The sequence below is a fragment of the Nocardiopsis aegyptia genome, assembly GCF_013410755.1.
Taxonomy (GTDB): domain Bacteria; phylum Actinomycetota; class Actinomycetes; order Streptosporangiales; family Streptosporangiaceae; genus Nocardiopsis; species Nocardiopsis aegyptia.
In genome coordinates this window covers 3,909,909-3,926,876 of sequence record NZ_JACCFS010000001.1, presented here as the reverse complement: position 1 = coordinate 3,926,876, position 16,968 = coordinate 3,909,909, and the positions used below count along the sequence as shown (strand labels likewise).

General features: G+C 72.3%; 16 protein-coding genes. 7 read left to right on the top strand and 9 right to left on the bottom strand.

Annotation, left to right across the window (positions count from 1 at the left end; all coding sequences use genetic code 11):
* The first annotated feature begins 201 nt into the window (after positions 1-201).
* The gene (locus tag HNR10_RS17675; protein ID WP_179824955.1) at positions 202-1,767 is read left to right on the top strand and encodes a hypothetical protein; all 1,566 of its coding nucleotides are present in this window, start codon (positions 202-204) and stop codon (positions 1,765-1,767) included.
* 102 nt (positions 1,768-1,869) lie between these two features.
* Here the strand turns inward: HNR10_RS17675 and HNR10_RS17670 are convergent, their stop codons facing one another.
* On the bottom strand, positions 1,870-3,537 hold the full coding sequence (locus HNR10_RS17670) for an outer membrane protein assembly factor BamB family protein (RefSeq protein WP_179824953.1): 1,668 nt from the start codon (positions 3,535-3,537) through the stop codon (positions 1,870-1,872).
* 115 nt (positions 3,538-3,652) lie between these two features.
* A complete protein-coding gene (locus HNR10_RS17665) occupies positions 3,653-4,273 on the bottom strand; it encodes a YigZ family protein (protein ID WP_179824951.1) in 621 nt (206 codons plus the stop codon).
* Positions 4,274-4,702: 429 nt separating this feature from the next.
* Here HNR10_RS17665 and HNR10_RS17660 point away from each other — a divergent pair, with 429 nt between their 5' ends.
* The gene (locus tag HNR10_RS17660) at positions 4,703-5,629 is read left to right on the top strand and encodes an alpha/beta hydrolase family protein (RefSeq protein WP_376769761.1); all 927 of its coding nucleotides are present in this window, start codon (positions 4,703-4,705) and stop codon (positions 5,627-5,629) included.
* A gap of 374 nt (positions 5,630-6,003) precedes the next feature.
* Here the strand turns inward: HNR10_RS17660 and HNR10_RS17655 are convergent, their stop codons facing one another.
* Positions 6,004-7,584 (bottom strand): SLC13 family permease, encoded by a 1,581-nt coding sequence (locus HNR10_RS17655; RefSeq protein ID WP_376769760.1) that lies wholly within the window; start codon positions 7,582-7,584, stop codon positions 6,004-6,006.
* Between the two features lie 143 nt (positions 7,585-7,727).
* Here HNR10_RS17655 and HNR10_RS17650 point away from each other — a divergent pair, with 143 nt between their 5' ends.
* The 3 genes from HNR10_RS17650 to HNR10_RS17640 all read left to right on the top strand — a co-directional run bounded on the left by HNR10_RS17650 (position 7,728) and on the right by HNR10_RS17640 (position 9,611).
* Entirely contained in the window at positions 7,728-8,387 is a 660-nt protein-coding gene (locus HNR10_RS17650) for a helix-turn-helix transcriptional regulator (protein WP_179824949.1), read from the top strand.
* Between the two features lie 33 nt (positions 8,388-8,420).
* Positions 8,421-8,933: a DUF3291 domain-containing protein gene (locus HNR10_RS17645; RefSeq protein WP_179824948.1), complete on the top strand. Its 513-nt coding sequence runs from the start codon at positions 8,421-8,423 to the stop codon at positions 8,931-8,933.
* 63 nt (positions 8,934-8,996) lie between these two features.
* Positions 8,997-9,611, top strand: a complete 615-nt coding sequence (locus tag HNR10_RS17640; protein ID WP_179824946.1) for a superoxide dismutase family protein — start codon at positions 8,997-8,999, stop codon at positions 9,609-9,611.
* Between the two features lie 30 nt (positions 9,612-9,641).
* Here the strand turns inward: HNR10_RS17640 and HNR10_RS17635 are convergent, their stop codons facing one another.
* Both HNR10_RS17635 and HNR10_RS17630 read right to left on the bottom strand, forming a co-directional pair.
* Positions 9,642-10,361 (bottom strand): YidC/Oxa1 family membrane protein insertase, encoded by a 720-nt coding sequence (locus HNR10_RS17635; protein ID WP_179824945.1) that lies wholly within the window; start codon positions 10,359-10,361, stop codon positions 9,642-9,644.
* Between the two features lie 102 nt (positions 10,362-10,463).
* Positions 10,464-10,754 (bottom strand): DUF6412 domain-containing protein, encoded by a 291-nt coding sequence (locus tag HNR10_RS17630; RefSeq protein WP_179824944.1) that lies wholly within the window; start codon positions 10,752-10,754, stop codon positions 10,464-10,466.
* Between the two features lie 207 nt (positions 10,755-10,961).
* On the opposite strand from HNR10_RS17630, the gene HNR10_RS17625 reads away from it, so the two are divergent.
* A complete protein-coding gene (locus HNR10_RS17625) occupies positions 10,962-11,279 on the top strand; it encodes a hypothetical protein (protein ID WP_053619141.1) in 318 nt (105 codons plus the stop codon).
* 77 nt (positions 11,280-11,356) lie between these two features.
* Here HNR10_RS17625 and HNR10_RS17620 read toward each other — a convergent pair whose 3' ends face one another.
* From HNR10_RS17620 to HNR10_RS17610, 3 genes are all read right to left on the bottom strand, one after another.
* Positions 11,357-12,973, bottom strand: coding sequence for an N-acyl-D-amino-acid deacylase family protein (locus HNR10_RS17620; protein ID WP_179824943.1), 1,617 nt, complete (start codon positions 12,971-12,973; stop codon positions 11,357-11,359).
* A gap of 117 nt (positions 12,974-13,090) precedes the next feature.
* A complete protein-coding gene (locus tag HNR10_RS17615) occupies positions 13,091-13,759 on the bottom strand; it encodes an SAM-dependent methyltransferase (protein ID WP_179824942.1) in 669 nt (222 codons plus the stop codon).
* Between the two features lie 74 nt (positions 13,760-13,833).
* Positions 13,834-14,436, bottom strand: a complete 603-nt coding sequence (locus HNR10_RS17610) for a TetR/AcrR family transcriptional regulator (RefSeq protein ID WP_179824941.1) — start codon at positions 14,434-14,436, stop codon at positions 13,834-13,836.
* Between the two features lie 382 nt (positions 14,437-14,818).
* Here HNR10_RS17610 and HNR10_RS17605 point away from each other — a divergent pair, with 382 nt between their 5' ends.
* Positions 14,819-16,405, top strand: coding sequence for an MDR family MFS transporter (locus HNR10_RS17605; protein ID WP_179829796.1), 1,587 nt, complete (start codon positions 14,819-14,821; stop codon positions 16,403-16,405).
* On the opposite strand, the gene HNR10_RS17600 is transcribed toward HNR10_RS17605, so the two are convergent.
* On the bottom strand, positions 16,396-16,845 hold the full coding sequence (locus HNR10_RS17600) for a GNAT family N-acetyltransferase (protein WP_179824940.1): 450 nt from the start codon (positions 16,843-16,845) through the stop codon (positions 16,396-16,398). The genes HNR10_RS17605 and HNR10_RS17600 overlap by 10 nt on opposite strands.
* Positions 16,846-16,968: the final 123 nt, after the last annotated feature.

The following is a 16,968-nucleotide window of genomic DNA, read 5'->3' as shown; positions in this document are numbered from 1 at the left end:
CGGTCCGATCCGTGTGAGGGTTCGTGCAAGGCCCGGGGCCTCGGGCACCGTGCGAGTCCGACATCATAGACTCCCATGCCCGCGAGTGAACAGATGCTCCTGGAGAGTGCCGAGTTCCCCCGAACCGGGAGGAGATTCGCGGCATCCTCCCTCCAGCGACGCCCACCAGCGCAGACATCCACCATCCACGGGAGAGAGCGAGTGACCCTGACAGCGGCGGCACGGCCCCTGACGCACCGGTCGGCGACGACGCGGGTGGCGAGGTCCGCCGCGGCACTCGCCACCGGTGCCGCCCTCGCGAGCGCACTCGCGACCGCGCTCGTGGCGGTTCCCGCCGCTCCGGCCCGGGCCGACACCACGGCGCCCGACACCACGACCGGGACGGGCACGGACGGCACCGGGACCGACACGACCGGGACGGCGGACGCCACCACCGGCTACGACATCTGCCCGGAGGTCTACTACTACGTCGTCCCCGAGGGGTCCCCGGGGCTGGAGGCCATCGCCGACCTGATCCTGGACGACGCCGAGCGGGCCGACGAGATCTACGAGCTCAACGCCGGCCGCACGCAGGCGGACGGCCAGGCCCTCGGCGAGGACCGCGCGGTCCTGCCGGAGTGGCGGCTGGTCGTCCCCTTCGACTCCGGCGGTGAGGGCGTCTACGAGGGGCGGGACCCCCTGTGCGTGGTCGCGGTCGACCAGGCCAACGCCCTGGGCGTCGCACCACCGACCCCGCCGCCGCCCCCGCCCGCCTACACCCCGCCGCCCGAGGAGGAGGAGTCGCCCGCGCAGGGCGAGACCGTCGACCTCAACGAGGAGCAGGAGCGGCCCAAGATCGACCCGCGGATCCTCATCGCGGGCGCGATCGGCCTCGTGCTGCTGACCCTGCTGACACTGTTCTGGCAGCCGGTGTTCCGCGGGATCGCGTGGCCGTTCCGCACGATCGCCGCGATAAGGAGGAACAGGCCGAAGAACCCGCGGGCCGCGCGACCCGCCGTCGCCGCCCGGCGGCGCCGTGAGGCGACGGAGCGCATCGCCGACGACGCCGACGCCGTGCACCGGGCCGGTGGGGCGCACTCGGACCTGCTGGGCGCACCCGCCGACGTGCCCGCGCGTCCCGTCGCGATCCTCACCACGCCCGACGAGACCACGGCGATCGTGCCGGCCGGCGCCACGCCCCCGGCGACGTCCTGGCGGGTCGTCAACACGACCACGTGGCGCTACGGGCGCGGTTCGGGCGTCTCCGGGCCGGTCAACTTCGCCACCTCCACGCACACGATGGCGCGGCCCGTCGTCAGCGGCGTCCTGGTGTGCCTGGGCACGCTGGAGGACGGCCACACGCTCGTGCACATCGACTTCACCCGCGTGCGGGGACTGGTGGCCGTCGGCGGCGAGCGCGGTCTCGGCTCCGACACCGTGCGGGTGATCGCCGACGCGCTGCACGCGCAGGGGCTGCCGATCCGGGTGCTGAAGTCGGGTCAGCCGCTGCACTCGCTGATCCCGACGACGATGCCCGACCTGTCCGCCCCGGACCCGATCCACGGCGTCGAGCAGAGCCGGGAGCACCCGCTGGTGGTCATCGTGCCGCGTCCGCTGGGCACCGCCGACGAACACGTGCTGGGCAACATCCCGCCGAACACGCTGGTGGTGGGCGTGGGCGAGTCCGACCTGGCCCGCTGGCAGTGGGAGGCGTTCGAGGACGGCACGGTGGACACCGGCGCCCTCGGGCTCCAGGTCATCGTGCGCGTGCCCGACCGCCGGTCCTGACGGCGGGAGGGGGCCGGGGCACCGGAGGCACGGGGTGACCCCGGCTCGGGGGCTCGGGAACTCTGGGGTCCGAGCGCTCGACCGGCCTGGGCAGCACTCGCTCTACGAGGGGTCCTCGGAGGGTTCGTCCTCCGGATCCGCTGACGGATCGGCGTCCTCCGCGCCCTCGTCGGAGGGGTCGTCCTGCGGAGGCGGACCGTACACGAAACGCTGCCGGTCCTGCACGAGCACGGCGTGCCCGCTCTCGGTGACCGCCTCCACGTACGACGTGAGTTCGTCGCTCACCGTGTCCATCGTGAGGGCGTCCAACACCAACTGCTCGCCCTGGTCGTCGTTCGTGCGGATGTCCCCGTAGAACATGCCGTCGTGCGCGAAGGCCAGCGAGATCGAGACGTCGTCGTCCTCCAGGCTCCACAGGACCTCGCCGGTGGCCATGTCCACCGCGATCGCCGTCGCCTCGCCGCTGGCCTGGGGCAGCATCAGCGTGCCGGTGGCGTCGTCGTGGAGGCTGCCGGTGAGCCCGGCCGGGTCGAACGGCTGGGCGACCGGGTTGGGGCCCGGTTCCCGCAGCGTCCACAGCAGGTCACCGTTGTCGGCGTCGTGGGCGGAGAGCGTCGACGGGGACTCGGCCAGTGCCCAGCGCAGCAGCACGATCTCGTCGGAGTCCGAACCCGGGTCAGTGCCGGAGTCGGAGCCGGAGGCGGAATCCGAGGCCGACTGCTCGCCGCTGCCCTCGTCGGCACCGTCCCCGTTCTGATCGTCGGCGGAGCCGGAGTCCTCGGAATCGCCCGAGCCCTCGGAGTCACCTGAGCCGTCGGTGTCGTCGGAGCCGTCCTCGTCCGGGTCCTCGGCCGCCGGGTACACGCCGACCACCTGTGGCGCGGGTACCGGGCCGGAGGCCGACAGCCCGAGGTCCTCGTCGGTGCCGGAGACCGACCACAACTCCTCTCCCGTGGAGTCGGAGTCGGGGTCCAGCGAACGGGCCCGGAGTTCGGAGCCGCCGTCCGAGAGCAGCAGCAGATCCCCACGGGCGGCGACGGGTACCCCGGTTCGGGACGTGTCGTCCGACGGGTCCTCGTCCTCGGAACCCTCCTCGGCCTCCGCTTCCTCGTCCGCCTCCGCCGCCTCGTCGTCGGCGGTGGCGTCCTCGGACGGCTCGCCCACGGGGTCGTCCTCGCCCGCGCCGCCGTCCGCGAACTCGTACTCCCACAGCACGTCGCCGCCGGTGTCGAGCACGGTGTACGCGCCGTGGGGCTCGTCGAAGCTCCACTCGTCGGGGTAGCGCACCACGACGCCGTCGAGGTAGGTGTCGCCCGTCTCCTCCGGGGACCACACCTGCTCGCCGCCGGCGTCCAGGACGAAGGGGACGTCGTCGGTTCCGGCCATGAGCAGGACCCGCTCGCCGTCCCGGTCCTCGGCGAACCCGCGGAAGCGCGCCTCGCCCTCCCAGAGGGTGTCACCGGTGGCGGCGTCGCTCAGCAGGTGTCGGTCCTCACCGTCGGAACTGATGAGGAAGGCCGCCTCGACGGGACTGATCCGCACGCCGAGGGGATCGTTGAGCAGGTCGGGGGCCTCGGCGCCGTCACCGTGCAGGTAGCGCAGGACCTCGCCCTCGATCCCCGGCGGCGGGTCACCCTCGAACTCGGTGGGGAGGGGGGCCGGTTCGTCCTCCGGCCGGGGCTCCGGGGGCTCCGTGTCGCCGGTACAGCCGACGATCAGCAGCACCACGAGGCCACAGGTGAACGCCTGGGGCACTCCTGGGCTGCGCATGGACGGTGACTCCCCGCGAACGACGACGTTTACGGCAAATCCTAAGCGGCGGGGGAACGCGGGTACACACGTCCCACCACTCGTTACGCATGTGTAAACGTCGTTGCCCGCCGCGTCACGGCTCGACTTCGACCACCGTGGTGCCCCGGACCTGGTGTTCGGCCCGTCCTCCGGTGATCTCGGCCAGGCGGATCTCGAAGTCGGGAAGGTCGGCCTCGGCCAGCGCGACCTCGATGCGGACGCGGTCCTCGTAGGCGACCTCGCGCACGGTGACGTCGGAACCGCGCAGGTCGCTCTCCAACCGCCCGCCCAGCACGTAGTCCGCGAAGACGTCCACGACGAGCAGCTCCCGGCGCTCCAGGACGCCGACCTCGTCCACGGCCGCGGAGACGGCGCTGCCGTAGGCGCGGATGAGCCCGCCGGCCCCGAGCTTGACGCCGCCGAAGTAGCGGGTGACCACGGCGACGGTGTCGGTCAGCCGCCGGTGCCGCAGCACCTCCAGCATGGGCACCCCGGCGGTCCCACCGGGCTCACCGTCGTCGCTGGACCGCTGCACCCCGCCGTCGTCGCCGAGGACGTACGCGGTGCAGTTGTGGTTGGCGTTCCAGTGCTCCTTGCGGCGTTCGGCGATGAAGGCCCGCGCGGCCTCCTCGTCGTCCACCCGGGCCAGCGCGCAGATGAACCTGGAGCGCCTGATCTCCAACTCGTGCTCGCCGCCGCGTCTGATCGTTCGCATGTCGCCTGTTCAGCAGGTGTCGTGGTCCCCGCCAGTCTCCCACCGCCCGGCCTGTCGGAGCCGCCCGGGCCCGAGCGGCGAGAGGACTCGGGGCGTGCTCGTACTTCGGTCACGCGAATCATGACAATGGTCCGTACATGCCGTCGGGGCCGGAGAAAACCACCCTTGGGGGGCGCGCGACGCGGAAGAGCGGAAAACACCCGAGCGCCGCGTCGGAGAACACAGGTTCAGGTCGGTGTTTCCACCTGCTCTCCCCTGCCCGAACTCGGCGGTACGGATAGCCGGTGGTTTCCCTGATTCGTCTTCACCAGCAGGACACCATAGTGAAACACGAGGCGAAAAGAACACCCATCACGTTCCCTTCCCTCCAGGGTCAACGGGTGGGCCTCACCCCTTTGGGCCCTCACCCCCCGCAAAGAAGGAAACGACGTGCGAACGAAGAACACCCCCTCCCCTGAAGGTTCCGAGTCCGTTCTCCTGCCGCTGGCCACCCGCGTGGCCTCCCGCGCCGCTCTGGCCGTCGCCATGGCCGCCGGCCTGACCCTCGGCGCGGTCGCCCCCGCCGCGGCCGACAGCCCCTACGAGCGCGGCCCGGACCCCACCACCTCCAGCATCGAGGCCTCCAGCGGCCCCTTCGACGTCGACGAGGACTCCGTCTCCTCCTGGTCCGTCAGCGGCTTCGGTGGCGGCACCGTCTACTACCCGGAGGACGACGGCCAGACCTACGGCGGTGTGGTCATCGCCCCTGGCTACACCGAGTCCTCCTCCGCCATGGCGTGGCTGGGCGAGTACCTGGCCTCGCACGGGTTCGTCGCCTTCAACATCGACACCAACACCCGCTACGACCAGCCCGACAGCCGCGGCCGCCAGATCGAGGCCGCGCTGGACTACTTGGCCGAGGACAGCGACGTGTCCGACCTGGTCGATCCCAACCGCCTCGCCGCCATGGGCCACTCCATGGGCGGCGGCGGCACCCTCGCCGCGGCCGAGGACCGCCCCGAGCTGAAGGCGGCCATCCCGCTCACTCCCTGGCACACCGACAAGACCTGGGGCGGTGTCACCGTCCCCACCATGATCATCGGAGCCGAGAACGACACCATCGCGCCCAACTCCTCCCACTCCATCCCCTTCTACAACAGCCTGAGCACCAGCACCGAGCGGGCCTACGTGGAACTGGACGGCGAGGGCCACCTCGTCACCAGCAGCCGCAACACCGAGCTCGCGAGCAACAGCGTCTCCTGGCTGAAGGTGTTCGTGGACGAGGACGACCGCTACGAGCAGTTCCTCTGCCCCGCGCCGAGCACCGGCTGGGGATCGCCGTACTCCGACTACCGCGACTCCTGCCCCTATATCTGATGCGGGAGCACGTGACCGACGGGTGACCTTTCAGAGGTGACAAAGCGGCGGGCCCCAACGCGGCCCGCCGCTTCCGCATGCCTGACAACGCGGCGGACGAACCATTCCCGTCGTGTCCCGCGCAGCCGAAACACGAGCACGGCCCGGGCGTTCTCCCGCGCGTCGTGAACGGCAGCGGAGCTGACGCGGGACACGCCATTTCAGGACCACATGCGGAAGGAATCGGTCGCACCGGACGTTCGCGACAACGGCCCGTGGAGGGAACGCGGACTCGGCATCGGATCGTGCCGACACATGCCGAACGCCACGCCCACGCCTCCCACGATTCTCCGCGTCCGGCTCCAGGAGTCGCGACGGCCGCGGTGGCCGGTTCGTCAGAGGCCGAAGACCCACAGGACGGTCGTGTACATCGTCAGCATGATGAACACCACCGCGAGGACGTTGAGCAGGACGCCCGCCTTGACCATCTGGCCGATCCGGACGTGGCCCGTACCGAAGACGATCGCGTTGGGCGGTGTGGCGACCGGCAGCATGAACGCCATCGTGGCGGCCAGGGCGACCGGTACGACCAGCGTCATGACCGGCAGGTCCAGGCCCAGGGCGACGCCCGCCATCACCGGCACGAAGATCGAGGCCGTGGCGGTGTTACTGGTGAGCTCGGTGAGCAGCAGCACCAGTGCCGTGACGATGAGGATGAACACCCATCCCGGTACGCCGGCCATCCCGCCGACCACGTCACCGATCCACAGACTCAGGCCGCTCGACCCGAACTGCGCGGACAGGCTCAGTCCGCCGCCGAACAACAGCAGCACGCCCCACGGCAGCTTGACGGCGGTCTCCCAGTCGATGGCCCGGATGCCCCGCGCGTTGTCGACCGGGATGAGGAACAGCACGACGGCGGCGGCGATCGCGATCCCTCCGTCGGAGATACTGGCCAGCCAGGGCAGTGCCGTGCCGATGGTCGCACTGTCCGCGAGGAGCGGGATGGTGATCCACGCCAGGGCGGTCAGGACGAACACCACGAGCACCGTCCACTCGCCGCGCGAGAGCGGGCCCATCTCCCGTAGCTCCTGGCGGATGTGGGAGCGCGCCTCACCGATCCCGCCCGGGGTGGGCGGGTAGACGACCCTGGTGAGCACCAGCCAGCAGACGACCAGGAAGACCGCGGCCAGTGGGGCGCCGACGATCATCCACTGGCCGAAGCCCACGTCGATGCCGTGCTCGGCCGACAGGTACCCCGCCATGAAGGCGTTGGGCGGCGTCCCGATGAGCGTGGACACCGATCCGATCGAGGCCGCGTAGGCGATGCCCAGCATGAGCGCCGTGGCGAAGTTGGCGTCCGTCCGGCCGTTCCTGAGCTGGGTGACCAGGCCGATCACGGCCACACCGATGGGCATCATCATCATGGTCGTCGCCGTGTTCGACACCCACATGCTCAGGACGCCGGTCGCGAGCATGAACCCGCCGATGATCGTGACCGGGCCCGTGCCGACCCCGCCGATGATCGCGAGCGCGAAGCGCCTGTGCAGGTTCCACCGCTGCATGGCCAGGGCGATGATGAACCCGCCCATGAACAGGAAGATGATCTGGTTCGCGTAGGGGGCCGTGACGTCCCCGATCTCGGTGTCCGCCAGGAGGACCGGGAACAGCACGAGCGGGAGCAGGGCCGTGGCGGCCAGGGGCAGCGCCTCGGTCATCCACCACACGGCCATGACGGTGGCCACGGCGGCGACCATCGCGGCGTTCGAGGACGGGTCGCCCTCGGGGACCATGGTGCCGTCGGCGTCGACGGGCAGGTTGACCGCCGGCATGAGGAGGTAGACGACCAGCCCCGCCACCACCCCGGCGACGACGCCGGTCAGTTTGCGGATCACGGTCGACCGCGCCTCACCGGAGTCGGGGTCGTGCGCGGGCGGCGGGCTCTCGATGGGACCGGGAGAGTGATCGGTACTCACAGATCAGCCTTTCGATGTGATATGTGTTACATCTTCTCCGTTCCCTCCCCGCCCAACCGCCCCGTGGTGCACGCTTTCCGGCCGCTCGCCGGCGGGCGGCCGGGGCGGGGCACCTCCAGTGCGGCCGCGCGCACAATGGGGGCATGGACCACGCCTCGATCGACGCCGCGCACGCCGCCCACACGCTCGCCGACCCGCTGCGGCGCCGGTTGTACGAGTACGTGGCCGCCGCGGACGACGACGTCAGCCGCGGGGAGGCCGCGGACGCCCTCGGCGTCCAGCGCACCCTCGCCGCGCACCATCTGGACAAGCTCGCCGAGGCGGGGCTGCTGGAGGTCACCCGGCGCAAGGTGAACGGCCGGGAGGGGCCGGGCTCGGGGCGCCCGGCCAAGCTGTACCGGCGCGCGGACCGCGAGCTGTCGCTGCACCTGCCGCCCCGCGACTACGCACTGGCCGCGCGCGTCCTCGCCGAGGCGGTCGAGCGGCACGGCGCGGAGGAAGCACTGCACGCCGCCGCCCGCGAGGAGGGGCGCCGGATCGGCGCGGCGGCGGGCCGGGATGCCGCCCTGCCCGACCTCCTGCGCGACCGCGGCTACGAGCCGGAACCCGCGGGCGAGGCGCTCCGGCTGCGCAACTGCCCGTTCCACTCCCTCGCGCGGGCCTTCCCGCCGCTGGCCTGCGGCCTCAACCTCGAACTCCTGCGGGGCGTGCTGGAGGGCCGCGGCGAGGACGGGTCGCGCGCCCGGATGGATCCGGCCGAGGGCCGCTGCTGCGTCACGGTTTCCAAAAACAATGAAGATTGACTTAGAAGCCGCGGCTGTGGTGTGCTCGGACCCATGAGTGCTTCCACCCCCGCCTCCACGCCCGCCCCCACCGGCGCCGACGCCGCCCATCACCTCGCGCAGATCAACCTCGGCCTGCTCAAGGCGGAGCTCGACGACCCCTCCATGCGGGGCTTCACCGACCAGCTGGAACCCGTCAACGCGCTCGCCGACCGCTCCCCCGGGTTCGTGTGGCGACTGATCGAACAGGGCGAGAGCGACGCCACCCGGCTCCGCCCGTTCGGACCGAACACGATCATCAACTTCTCCGTCTGGACGGACGTGGACTCGCTCTGGGACTTCACGTACCGCACCGACCACCTCGACCTGCTCCGCCGGCGGCGCACGTGGTTCGAGCGCATGGACGGGGTCCTGGTGGCGCTGTGGTGGATTCCCGCCGGTACGATCCCCACTGTCGAGGAGGCCGGAAGGAAGCTCGACCTGTTGCGTGAGATCGGCCCCTCCCCCGAGGCCTTCACTCTCCGCACCCCCTTCCCGCCCCCGGCGAGCCACCCCCAGCACGCATAGTTATCCATCGGGTGCCTTGGGTAACGTTGCGGGCAAGACAGCGACCACACCGGGAGACCCGTCATGCGTACGACCACGCTCACCGTCGGCTTGGCCCTGACCACGATCCTCGCCACGGGGTGCTCGCAGGCGGAGACCCCCGACGAGGGCACCGCGACCCCCACCGACCAGTCCGTGCAGCCGACCACCTCCCCCAGCGTGACGGCGTCCATCTTCATGGAGTGGAGCGAGGGCGCGGGAGCCGTCACCTACGACGAGACGGCCGTGCCCGTGGGCGCCACCGCCGACGTCCAGGTCCGGGAGGAGGGTGAACAGACCAGCGTCCAGTTCACCGCGACCGGGCTGGAGGGCGACCGCGACTTCGGCGCCCACGTGCACACCCAGCCGTGCGGTGAGGAGCCGTCCGACGCCGGGCCGCACTACCAGAACGAGGCCGACCCCGCCGCGACCGAGGACGAGCCGTCCTCCGACCCCGCCTACGCCAACCCGGAGAACGAGGTGTGGCTGGACTTCACCACCGACGCCGACGGCAACGCCGTCACGACGGCCACCGTCGACTGGACGTTCCGCGAGGGCGAGGCGCGGTCGCTGGTCCTCCACGACCAGCACACCAGCACCGAGCACGGCGAGGCGGGGACCGCGGGCGACCGCCTGGCCTGCGTCACCGTCGAGTTCTGACCCGGGCCGCCCGGCCACCGCCCCCGCGGCTCAGTCGGGCAGGATCCGGCGCAGGACGAGCCGCTCGCCCAGCGCCCAGGACGTCGAGGTCAGCAGGTACAGGACCGCGGCCAGCGGCACGAACACGGCCACCACGACCGTGACGAACTGCAGGTAGGTCAGCACGCCCGGCACCGGCGGCCGCCCCTCGGCGGCCGCCGCGTTGGCACGCATCATCGGCAGCATGAGGTACCGGCGGTTGGCCCACGCCACCAGCGCGATCAACCCCACCAGCACCGCGAACACCGGTGCCACCAGCAGTCCCTCGGCGCCGCCCAGCATCGTGGCGCCCAGTTCGACGCCGGCGAAGGTGTGCGTCAGCAGCGGCTCGTCCACTCCCCCGGCCCCGATGAACACCCCGTACAGGGCGATGACCACGGGCATCTGGAGCAGGGCGGGCATGCACCCGGCCAACGGCGAGGTGCCGGCCTCCTCGTAGGCCTTCCGCTGTTCGGCGACCAGCCGTTGCGGGTCGTTCCGGTGCTCGGCGGTGATGGCGGCCAGCCGCGGGGCGATCCGCGCCCGCGCCTTCTCGGCGCGCACCTGCGCCACGCCCAGCGGGACGAGCACGAGGCGCACAACGACGGTCAGGAGCACCACCGCGAGCCCGAACGACAGGCCGGCGGTGAGGGGTGTGAGCCAGGCGGCCAGGCCCGACAGGATCGTGGAGAGCAGGGACATGGCGGCCGCGATCGGCCCGAAGCTGTACAAGGTGAGGCCCTTCGTCCGAGGTGGGAACAGACGTCGGGCCGCCCGGACCGTGCGCGCACGAGGGCGCGCGGGCACCAGCGGGGAAAACGGGGGTGCGCTCGGTCAGCAGGCGGCCGGGAGGGCTCCGCCTGGTGCGCGGGGGCGGGGTCGGCCCGCCGCGTCGGGGTCGCACAGGGTGAGGACGGGCAACCGCCGGGACCTGCGGCGCATCGCGTGCGCGGTCCCGGTCGCCGTGTCGCCGGTGGGCAGGCTGCGGGCTCCGAAGAGCACCGTGCAGGCCAGCGCCGCACCGAGGGCGAGCACGAGCAGCCCGAGGGACGAGGGCGTGGCCACCAGTTCCGTGGGAAGGGCGCCCAGCAGGAGGAACTCGGCGAGCGCGAGCAGCAGCGTCACGTCGGTCCCCCTCTCGTCTCGGTCCGCCCGATCCTAACCGCCGCCGCACGCCGCGACAACGCACCCTCCTCCGGAGAAATCCGCCGACACTCCGTCGGCCCTCCTCTCCTTTCGGGCCGACCTGTAGCTAAATGACACAGAGTAATCAACTCCGTGCTCTCCGGATTCTGTCGTGTCCGGACGCGTACGGCGGAAGAGGGGAACCCCGTGCCGATTCGCCCTGCCAACCTCGCGACCATGTCCGCCACGATCGCCGGAGCGATCTCCGGCCTGTCGCGCAAGGGGGACGAGACCGCCACGGTTCGGGTCACCTTCGAGTCCGGCCACCAGCAGACGCTGAACAACGGCGGCTGCCGCCCGCTGGAGACCGGCCAGGGCGGTGTCACCGAGGTCGCCACCGAGGCCCGGATCAAGTTCGCGCTCTTCGCGGGCACCAGCTGCCAGGGCAGCCGCGCCCTCGCCTCGGGCCACGGGACCGTGTCGTTCGCCGACCCGGTCCTGGCCGGGGCCATCGTCATCGGCTGACCGCCCCGCGTTCACCACCGTCCCCATCGGCTGACCGCCCCGGGGGCCTCGCCGTCCTCGTCGGCCGGCCGCCGGGGTCAGAGGTTGGCGCGGTGGACCGAGGCGCCCGACCGGACCGAGCGCCCCGGGAGGCGGTCGGTGCGCCGACCGTCCCGGACCGTGAACTCCCCCGCCACCAGCACGTGCTCGATGCCCACCGGCGCGCGGCGCGGTTCCTCGTAGGTGGCGCCCGCCGCGACCGTGTCCGGGTCGAAGACCACCAGGTCGGCGATCGCGCCGAGGTGGACGGCTCCACGGTCGGTCAGCCCCAGGCGGCGCGCGGGCCGGGAGGTGAGGTGCCGCACGCACTCCTCCAGGGTCAGGACCTCCAGCTCGCGCACGTAGTGGCCGAGGTAGCGGGGGAAGGTGCCCCAGCCGCGCGGGTGCGGCCTGTCGCCGACGAGGATGCCGTCGCTCCCCGCCGTGTGGGAGCTGTGCCGCATGATGGTACGGATGTTCTCCTCGTTGCCGACCTGGAGCAGGCACCCGCTGCGCAGCTCGTCCGCGACGAGCAGGTCGGCGTAGACCCGGCCGGGCTCCTCCCCGCGGCTCTTCGCCAGGTCCGCGACGGCCGACCCCACCGCCCAGGACAGCGACGGGTCCGCGACGCCGGTGACCACGATCGCGGACCAGTCCATCGGAACGCCGTGGTTGCCGTCGGTCCCCTCCACCTCGATCTCGTGCAGGATCCGCGCGCGTGTGGGCCCGTCGCGCAGCCGCTCCAGCGTGGCGGCGGTGCCGCCCGCCTGCGCCCAGCTCGGCAACGGGGCGCCCAGGTAGGTGGCGCCGGCCTGGTAGGGGTAGCTGTCCAGGGTGACGTCGAGGCCGTAGCGGACGGTGGCCTCGTCGATGGCGTCGAGCACCTCCGGCGCGCGGCCGCGGTTGATCGGGAAGTTGACGTGGCAGTGCGCCAGGTGCAGCGGGACGTGGGCGCGGCGGGCGACGTCCAGGCACTCCTGGTAGGACTCCACGACCCGGGTGCCGTAGTTGCGGTGGTGGGGGCAGTAGTAGCCGCCCCCGGCGCGCACCGGCGCCAGGAGGTCGACGATCTCGTCGTCGGTCGCGTACATCCCGGGCGTGTAGGTGAGCCCCGTGGACAGCCCGTGCGCACCGTCGGCCATCCCCTCGGCGATCATCGCCCGCATGCGCGCCGTCTCGGCCTCCGTGGGCGGCCGGTCCTGGCCGCCCACCACCGCCATGCGCACGTTGCCGTGCGGCACGAGGCAGGCGGCGTTGACGGCCGCGCCCCGGTCGACACGGTCCAGGTACTCGCCGACACCGCGCCAGGCGTGGTCGAGGTCGGGGGTGCCGTTCCAGCCCGCGATCTGGGTGCGGATCTCGTCCACGGTGCCGTCGGTGACGGGCGCGTAGCCGAGGCCGTCCTGGCCGAGGACCTCCAGCGTGACGCCCTGGAGCGTCTTGGCCTCGTGCGCGGGGTCGGCGAGGATGGCCAGGTCGGAGTGGGCGTGCATGTCGATGAAGCCGGGCGCGACGACCAGCCCGCCCACGTCCACGGTCTCGCCGGTGCTCCGTGCGCGTCCGGGCGGCGCGATGTGGCTGACGCGGCCGTCCCGCAGGACGAGGTCGGCACGGCGGGCGGGGCCCCCGGTGCCGTCCACCACGCGGCCGCCGGTGAGTACGGTCTCGGGCTGCACGGTTCCTCCGTTCGGGCCGCGACCGGCCGGATTCGGTGTGACCCAAGATACGCCGCGGACCGGTCACGCACAGGGCTTCGGGTACGTCGGACACCGATTTCCCACTCCTGGCCGGCCTCAGGCCGGGTCGCGGCGGACGCGCAGCACCGCGTCGTGGACCTCGTAGACCCTGCCGTCGAGGGTCTGGGAGTTCGGGCGCGCCTCGCCGACGACCACCGACCAGCCCGTGTCCGGCAGCAGGGCGACGAGGTCCTCGGCGGTGTAGAACATCTCCGGGTACGGCGGCCTCGGCACGTGGTTCGCCACGTCGGCCGGGTGGTGGCCCACGATCAGCAGGTGTCCGCCGGGCGCCACCGCGGCGGCCAGCGCGCCGACGAGCCGGGCCATGGGCTCCGGGCGCAGGTGCATGAACTGCGCGGACACCAGGTCGAAGGCGGCCTCGGGCGGGGCCCATCCGGTCAGGTCCGCCTGCCGCCAGGTGATCCGGTCGGCGACCGCGTCCCCGCGTTCGCGGGCGTGGGCCGCGGCCCGCTCCAGCGCCACGGTCGAGATGTCGACCGCGGTCACCCGCCATCCGCGCTCGGCCAGCCAGACGCTGTCGGCGCCCTCACCGCTGCCCACGTCCAGGGCGCGGCCGGGCGCCAGGTCCGCCGCCTCCGCCACCAGCTGGCGGTTGGGCCTGCCGCTCCAGACCCGGTCCTTGGTCCGGTAGCGCTCGTTCCAGAAGTCCGCGCCCATCTCCTCCGGCAGGCTGTGCGCGTGGGACCCGGTGTTCTCGTGGTGCATCTCGACCACCTCCACGCACCACTCTCCCCGCGGGCCCCGGATCCGGCGAGCGGGCTTGCCGGACCGGCAAACGGTCAGTCCTCGCCGGTGGGACCGAACTCGGCCAGGCACAGGTCGAGCATGGCCTCGATCCGGTCGGTGAGCTGGGACCGCTCGTGCGCCCGCAGGGCCGTGCCGCCCTCGATGAGGCGGACCCTGGTCAGGCCGAGCATGACCGCCGCCACCAGGGAGGCGTGGACGGACGCGTTCTCCCGGCCCAGGTAGGCGGTGAGGGGGTCGAGCATGGCGGTCTTGAGGCGCCCCTGGTAGACGGCCTGGAGGTCGGGGTCCCCGGCGGAGTCGTCCAGCGCCCGCTGCAGCGGGGTCCCCTCGCCGTACAGGCGGCTCACGGCGTGCTCGGCGAGGCGGCGGCTGAGGGTGGCGGGGTCCCCCTCGATCAGTCCGGGGAAGACGCCGTCCTCGCGCAGGATCTCGGCCAACAGGCCGCTCTTGGCGCCGAAGTACCGGTTGATGAGCGCCACGTTGACGCCCGCGTGCGAGGCGATCTTGCGGGAGGAGACCGCGCCGTACCCCTCGTCGGTGAACAGCTCCTTCGCGCTGGCCAGGATGCGGGCGCGCGTGACCGCACGGCCGCGCGTGGGCACCGCGCCGCCTCCGGTTCGCTCCGGACGGTCCATCTGAACACCCCTCGGCGGCCGTGATCTGGCTTTCAGGATTCCAGGTTGACACCCGCGAACACCGAACGCCTACCGAAACGGGCAGACAGATACCGATTTGACAGAGTCAACAGCGTTTACATATACCTGTGTGAGGACGTCGCCCCCGGCCCTGCGCCGCGGGGCTTTTCGCGCGTCCAGGATCGGGGGACCAGTGGAGCAGTCGACTCACCGGAAGGGACGCACCGGAGGGCCCGTCGCGGACGCCCCGCCCGAGGTCCGGGACCAGGACCGGGACCACGCGTCCCCGCTCCCGCTCGATCCGACGGCCACCGCGGCCCCCGCCGACGCCGAGCCCACCGCCGAACCCGCCGCCCCCTCCCGGCGGACCGTCCGCCGGATCATGGTCGGCCTGGTGCTGGCCATGCTCACGTCGATGCTGACCAACTCGATCATCGGCACCGCCCTGCCGACGATCATGGGCGAGCTGGGCGGCCAGGACCGCCTGGCCTGGGTCGCCACCGCGGCCCTGCTCACCATGACCGCGTCGACACCGGTGTGGGGCAAGCTCTCCGACATCTGGGGGCGCAAGCTCCTCTTCCAGATCGCCCTCGGCGTCTTCATCGTGGCCTCGCTCGCCGCGGGCTTCGCACAGGACGTCAACACCCTCATCGCCGCGCGCGCCCTCCAGGGGCTGGGCGTGGGCGGCCTGGCCACACTCCCGATGATCATCCTCGGCGACGTCGTGTCCCCGCGGGAGCGCGGCCGCTACGGCGGGCTCATCGGCATGGTCTTCGGCGTGTCCACGGTCCTGGGCCCGCTGGTCGGCGGCTTCCTCGTGGACAGCCCGCTCGGCTGGCGCTGGTGCTTCCTCATCACGGTGCCGCTGGCGGTCGTGGCCTTCGCCGTCATCCAGATCATGCTCAACGTGCCCTTCGTCCCCCGCCGGGGCGTCCCCGTCGACTGGCTCGGCGCGGGGCTGATCTTCAGCGCGGCCAGTTCGATGATCGTGCTGCTGAGCCTGGGCGGCACGCAGTTCGACTGGAACTCGGTGCCGTCCTACGCCCTGGGCGCGGGCGCGCTCGTGCTGACCGTCGCGGCCGTCGCCGTGGAGCGGCGCGCCGCGGAGCCCATCATCCCCACCCGCCTGTTCCGGGACCGCACGTTCGTGCTCGCGTCGGTCGGGTCGATCGCCGTGGGCGTGATGATGTTCGGCCTCATCATCTACATGCCGCAGTACCTGCAGATGGTGCACGCCATGAGTCCCACGGTCTCCGGCATGATGACGCTGCCGCTGGTCGGGTCGTTCCTGGTCACCTCGATCGGCTCCGGGTTCGCGGTGAGCGGCTCGGGCCGCTGGCGGATCTACCCCGTGGCCGGCATGGCCCTGTGCGTCGCGGGCTTCGCGACCCTGAGCGTGGCGCACCTGGACCCCGGGCTGACGACGGTCGTCGCCGGCCAGGCGCTCGTGGGGCTCGGCTTCGGCCTGTGCATGCAGATCCTGCTGCTGGCCACCCAGAGCGCGCTGCCCAGCGCGGACCTGGCGTCGGGCACGGGCGCGATCACGTTCTTCCGCAACCTCGGCGGCGCCACCGGCGTGGCCGCGTTCGGCGCGGTGATGGTGTCCCGCCTCAACAGCGAACTGGCGGCGGCGGCCGCGGCGGCCCGGGACCGGGTCGCGGCCGGGAACGCGGACGGGAGCGGGGGCGACGCGGGCGCGCAGGCGCTCTCCACCGGGCTGGCCGAGGCCGCGGAGTCCGCCACGGGGTCGCCGGAGCTGGTGCACTCGCTGCCGGGACCGGTGCGCGACGTCATCGTCGGCGCCTTCGACCACGCCATGCAGGGCGTGTTCGTCACCGGGATCCCGGTCGCGGTGCTCGGTCTGGTCGCCGTGGCGTTCATGAAGGGCACACCGCTGCGCGGAGGCAGGGCCGAGCCCGCCGCGGGAGCCGCGAACGCCGCGGGCGCGGACGAGGCCGCTCAGAGGTAGCGGCGGAAGCCCTCGGCCGAGTTCTCGAAGCCCAGGGCGGCGTAGAAGCGGTGCGCGCCGTGGCGGCTCTCGTGGGAGAGCAGTTCGACCTTGTAGCAGCCGGCGCGCGCCGCCCGGTCCACCGCGTCGTCCATGAGGGCCCGGCCGATGCCCCTGCCCCGGGTCAGGGGGTCGACCACCAGGTTGTCCACCACGGCCCAGGGCTGGGCGTCGTGGGTCAGGTTGGCCACCACCAGCAGATCGAGGGTGCCGATGATCTGCCCTCGCTGCTCGGCGACGAGGACCGTGCGGTCGGGATCGTTCTCCATGCGCGTCCAGGCGCGCACGGCCGCGGAGGACATGCGGACGTGCGCGCTCTGCGAGTGGTCGGCGTCGCCGAGCTCACGGAGGAGCCGCAGGATCGCGCCGAGGTCCGACCGAATGGCCGCGCGGATAATCATGGCTGACGGCATCGTAGCCGACAGCCTGCGACAAGGCGGACGTCGGCCTACAACAGACCACAAAACACCGGGGGCGGGGACTCGGTCCCCGCCCCGGATCTCCGTCGCTTCGGCGCGTGCGCC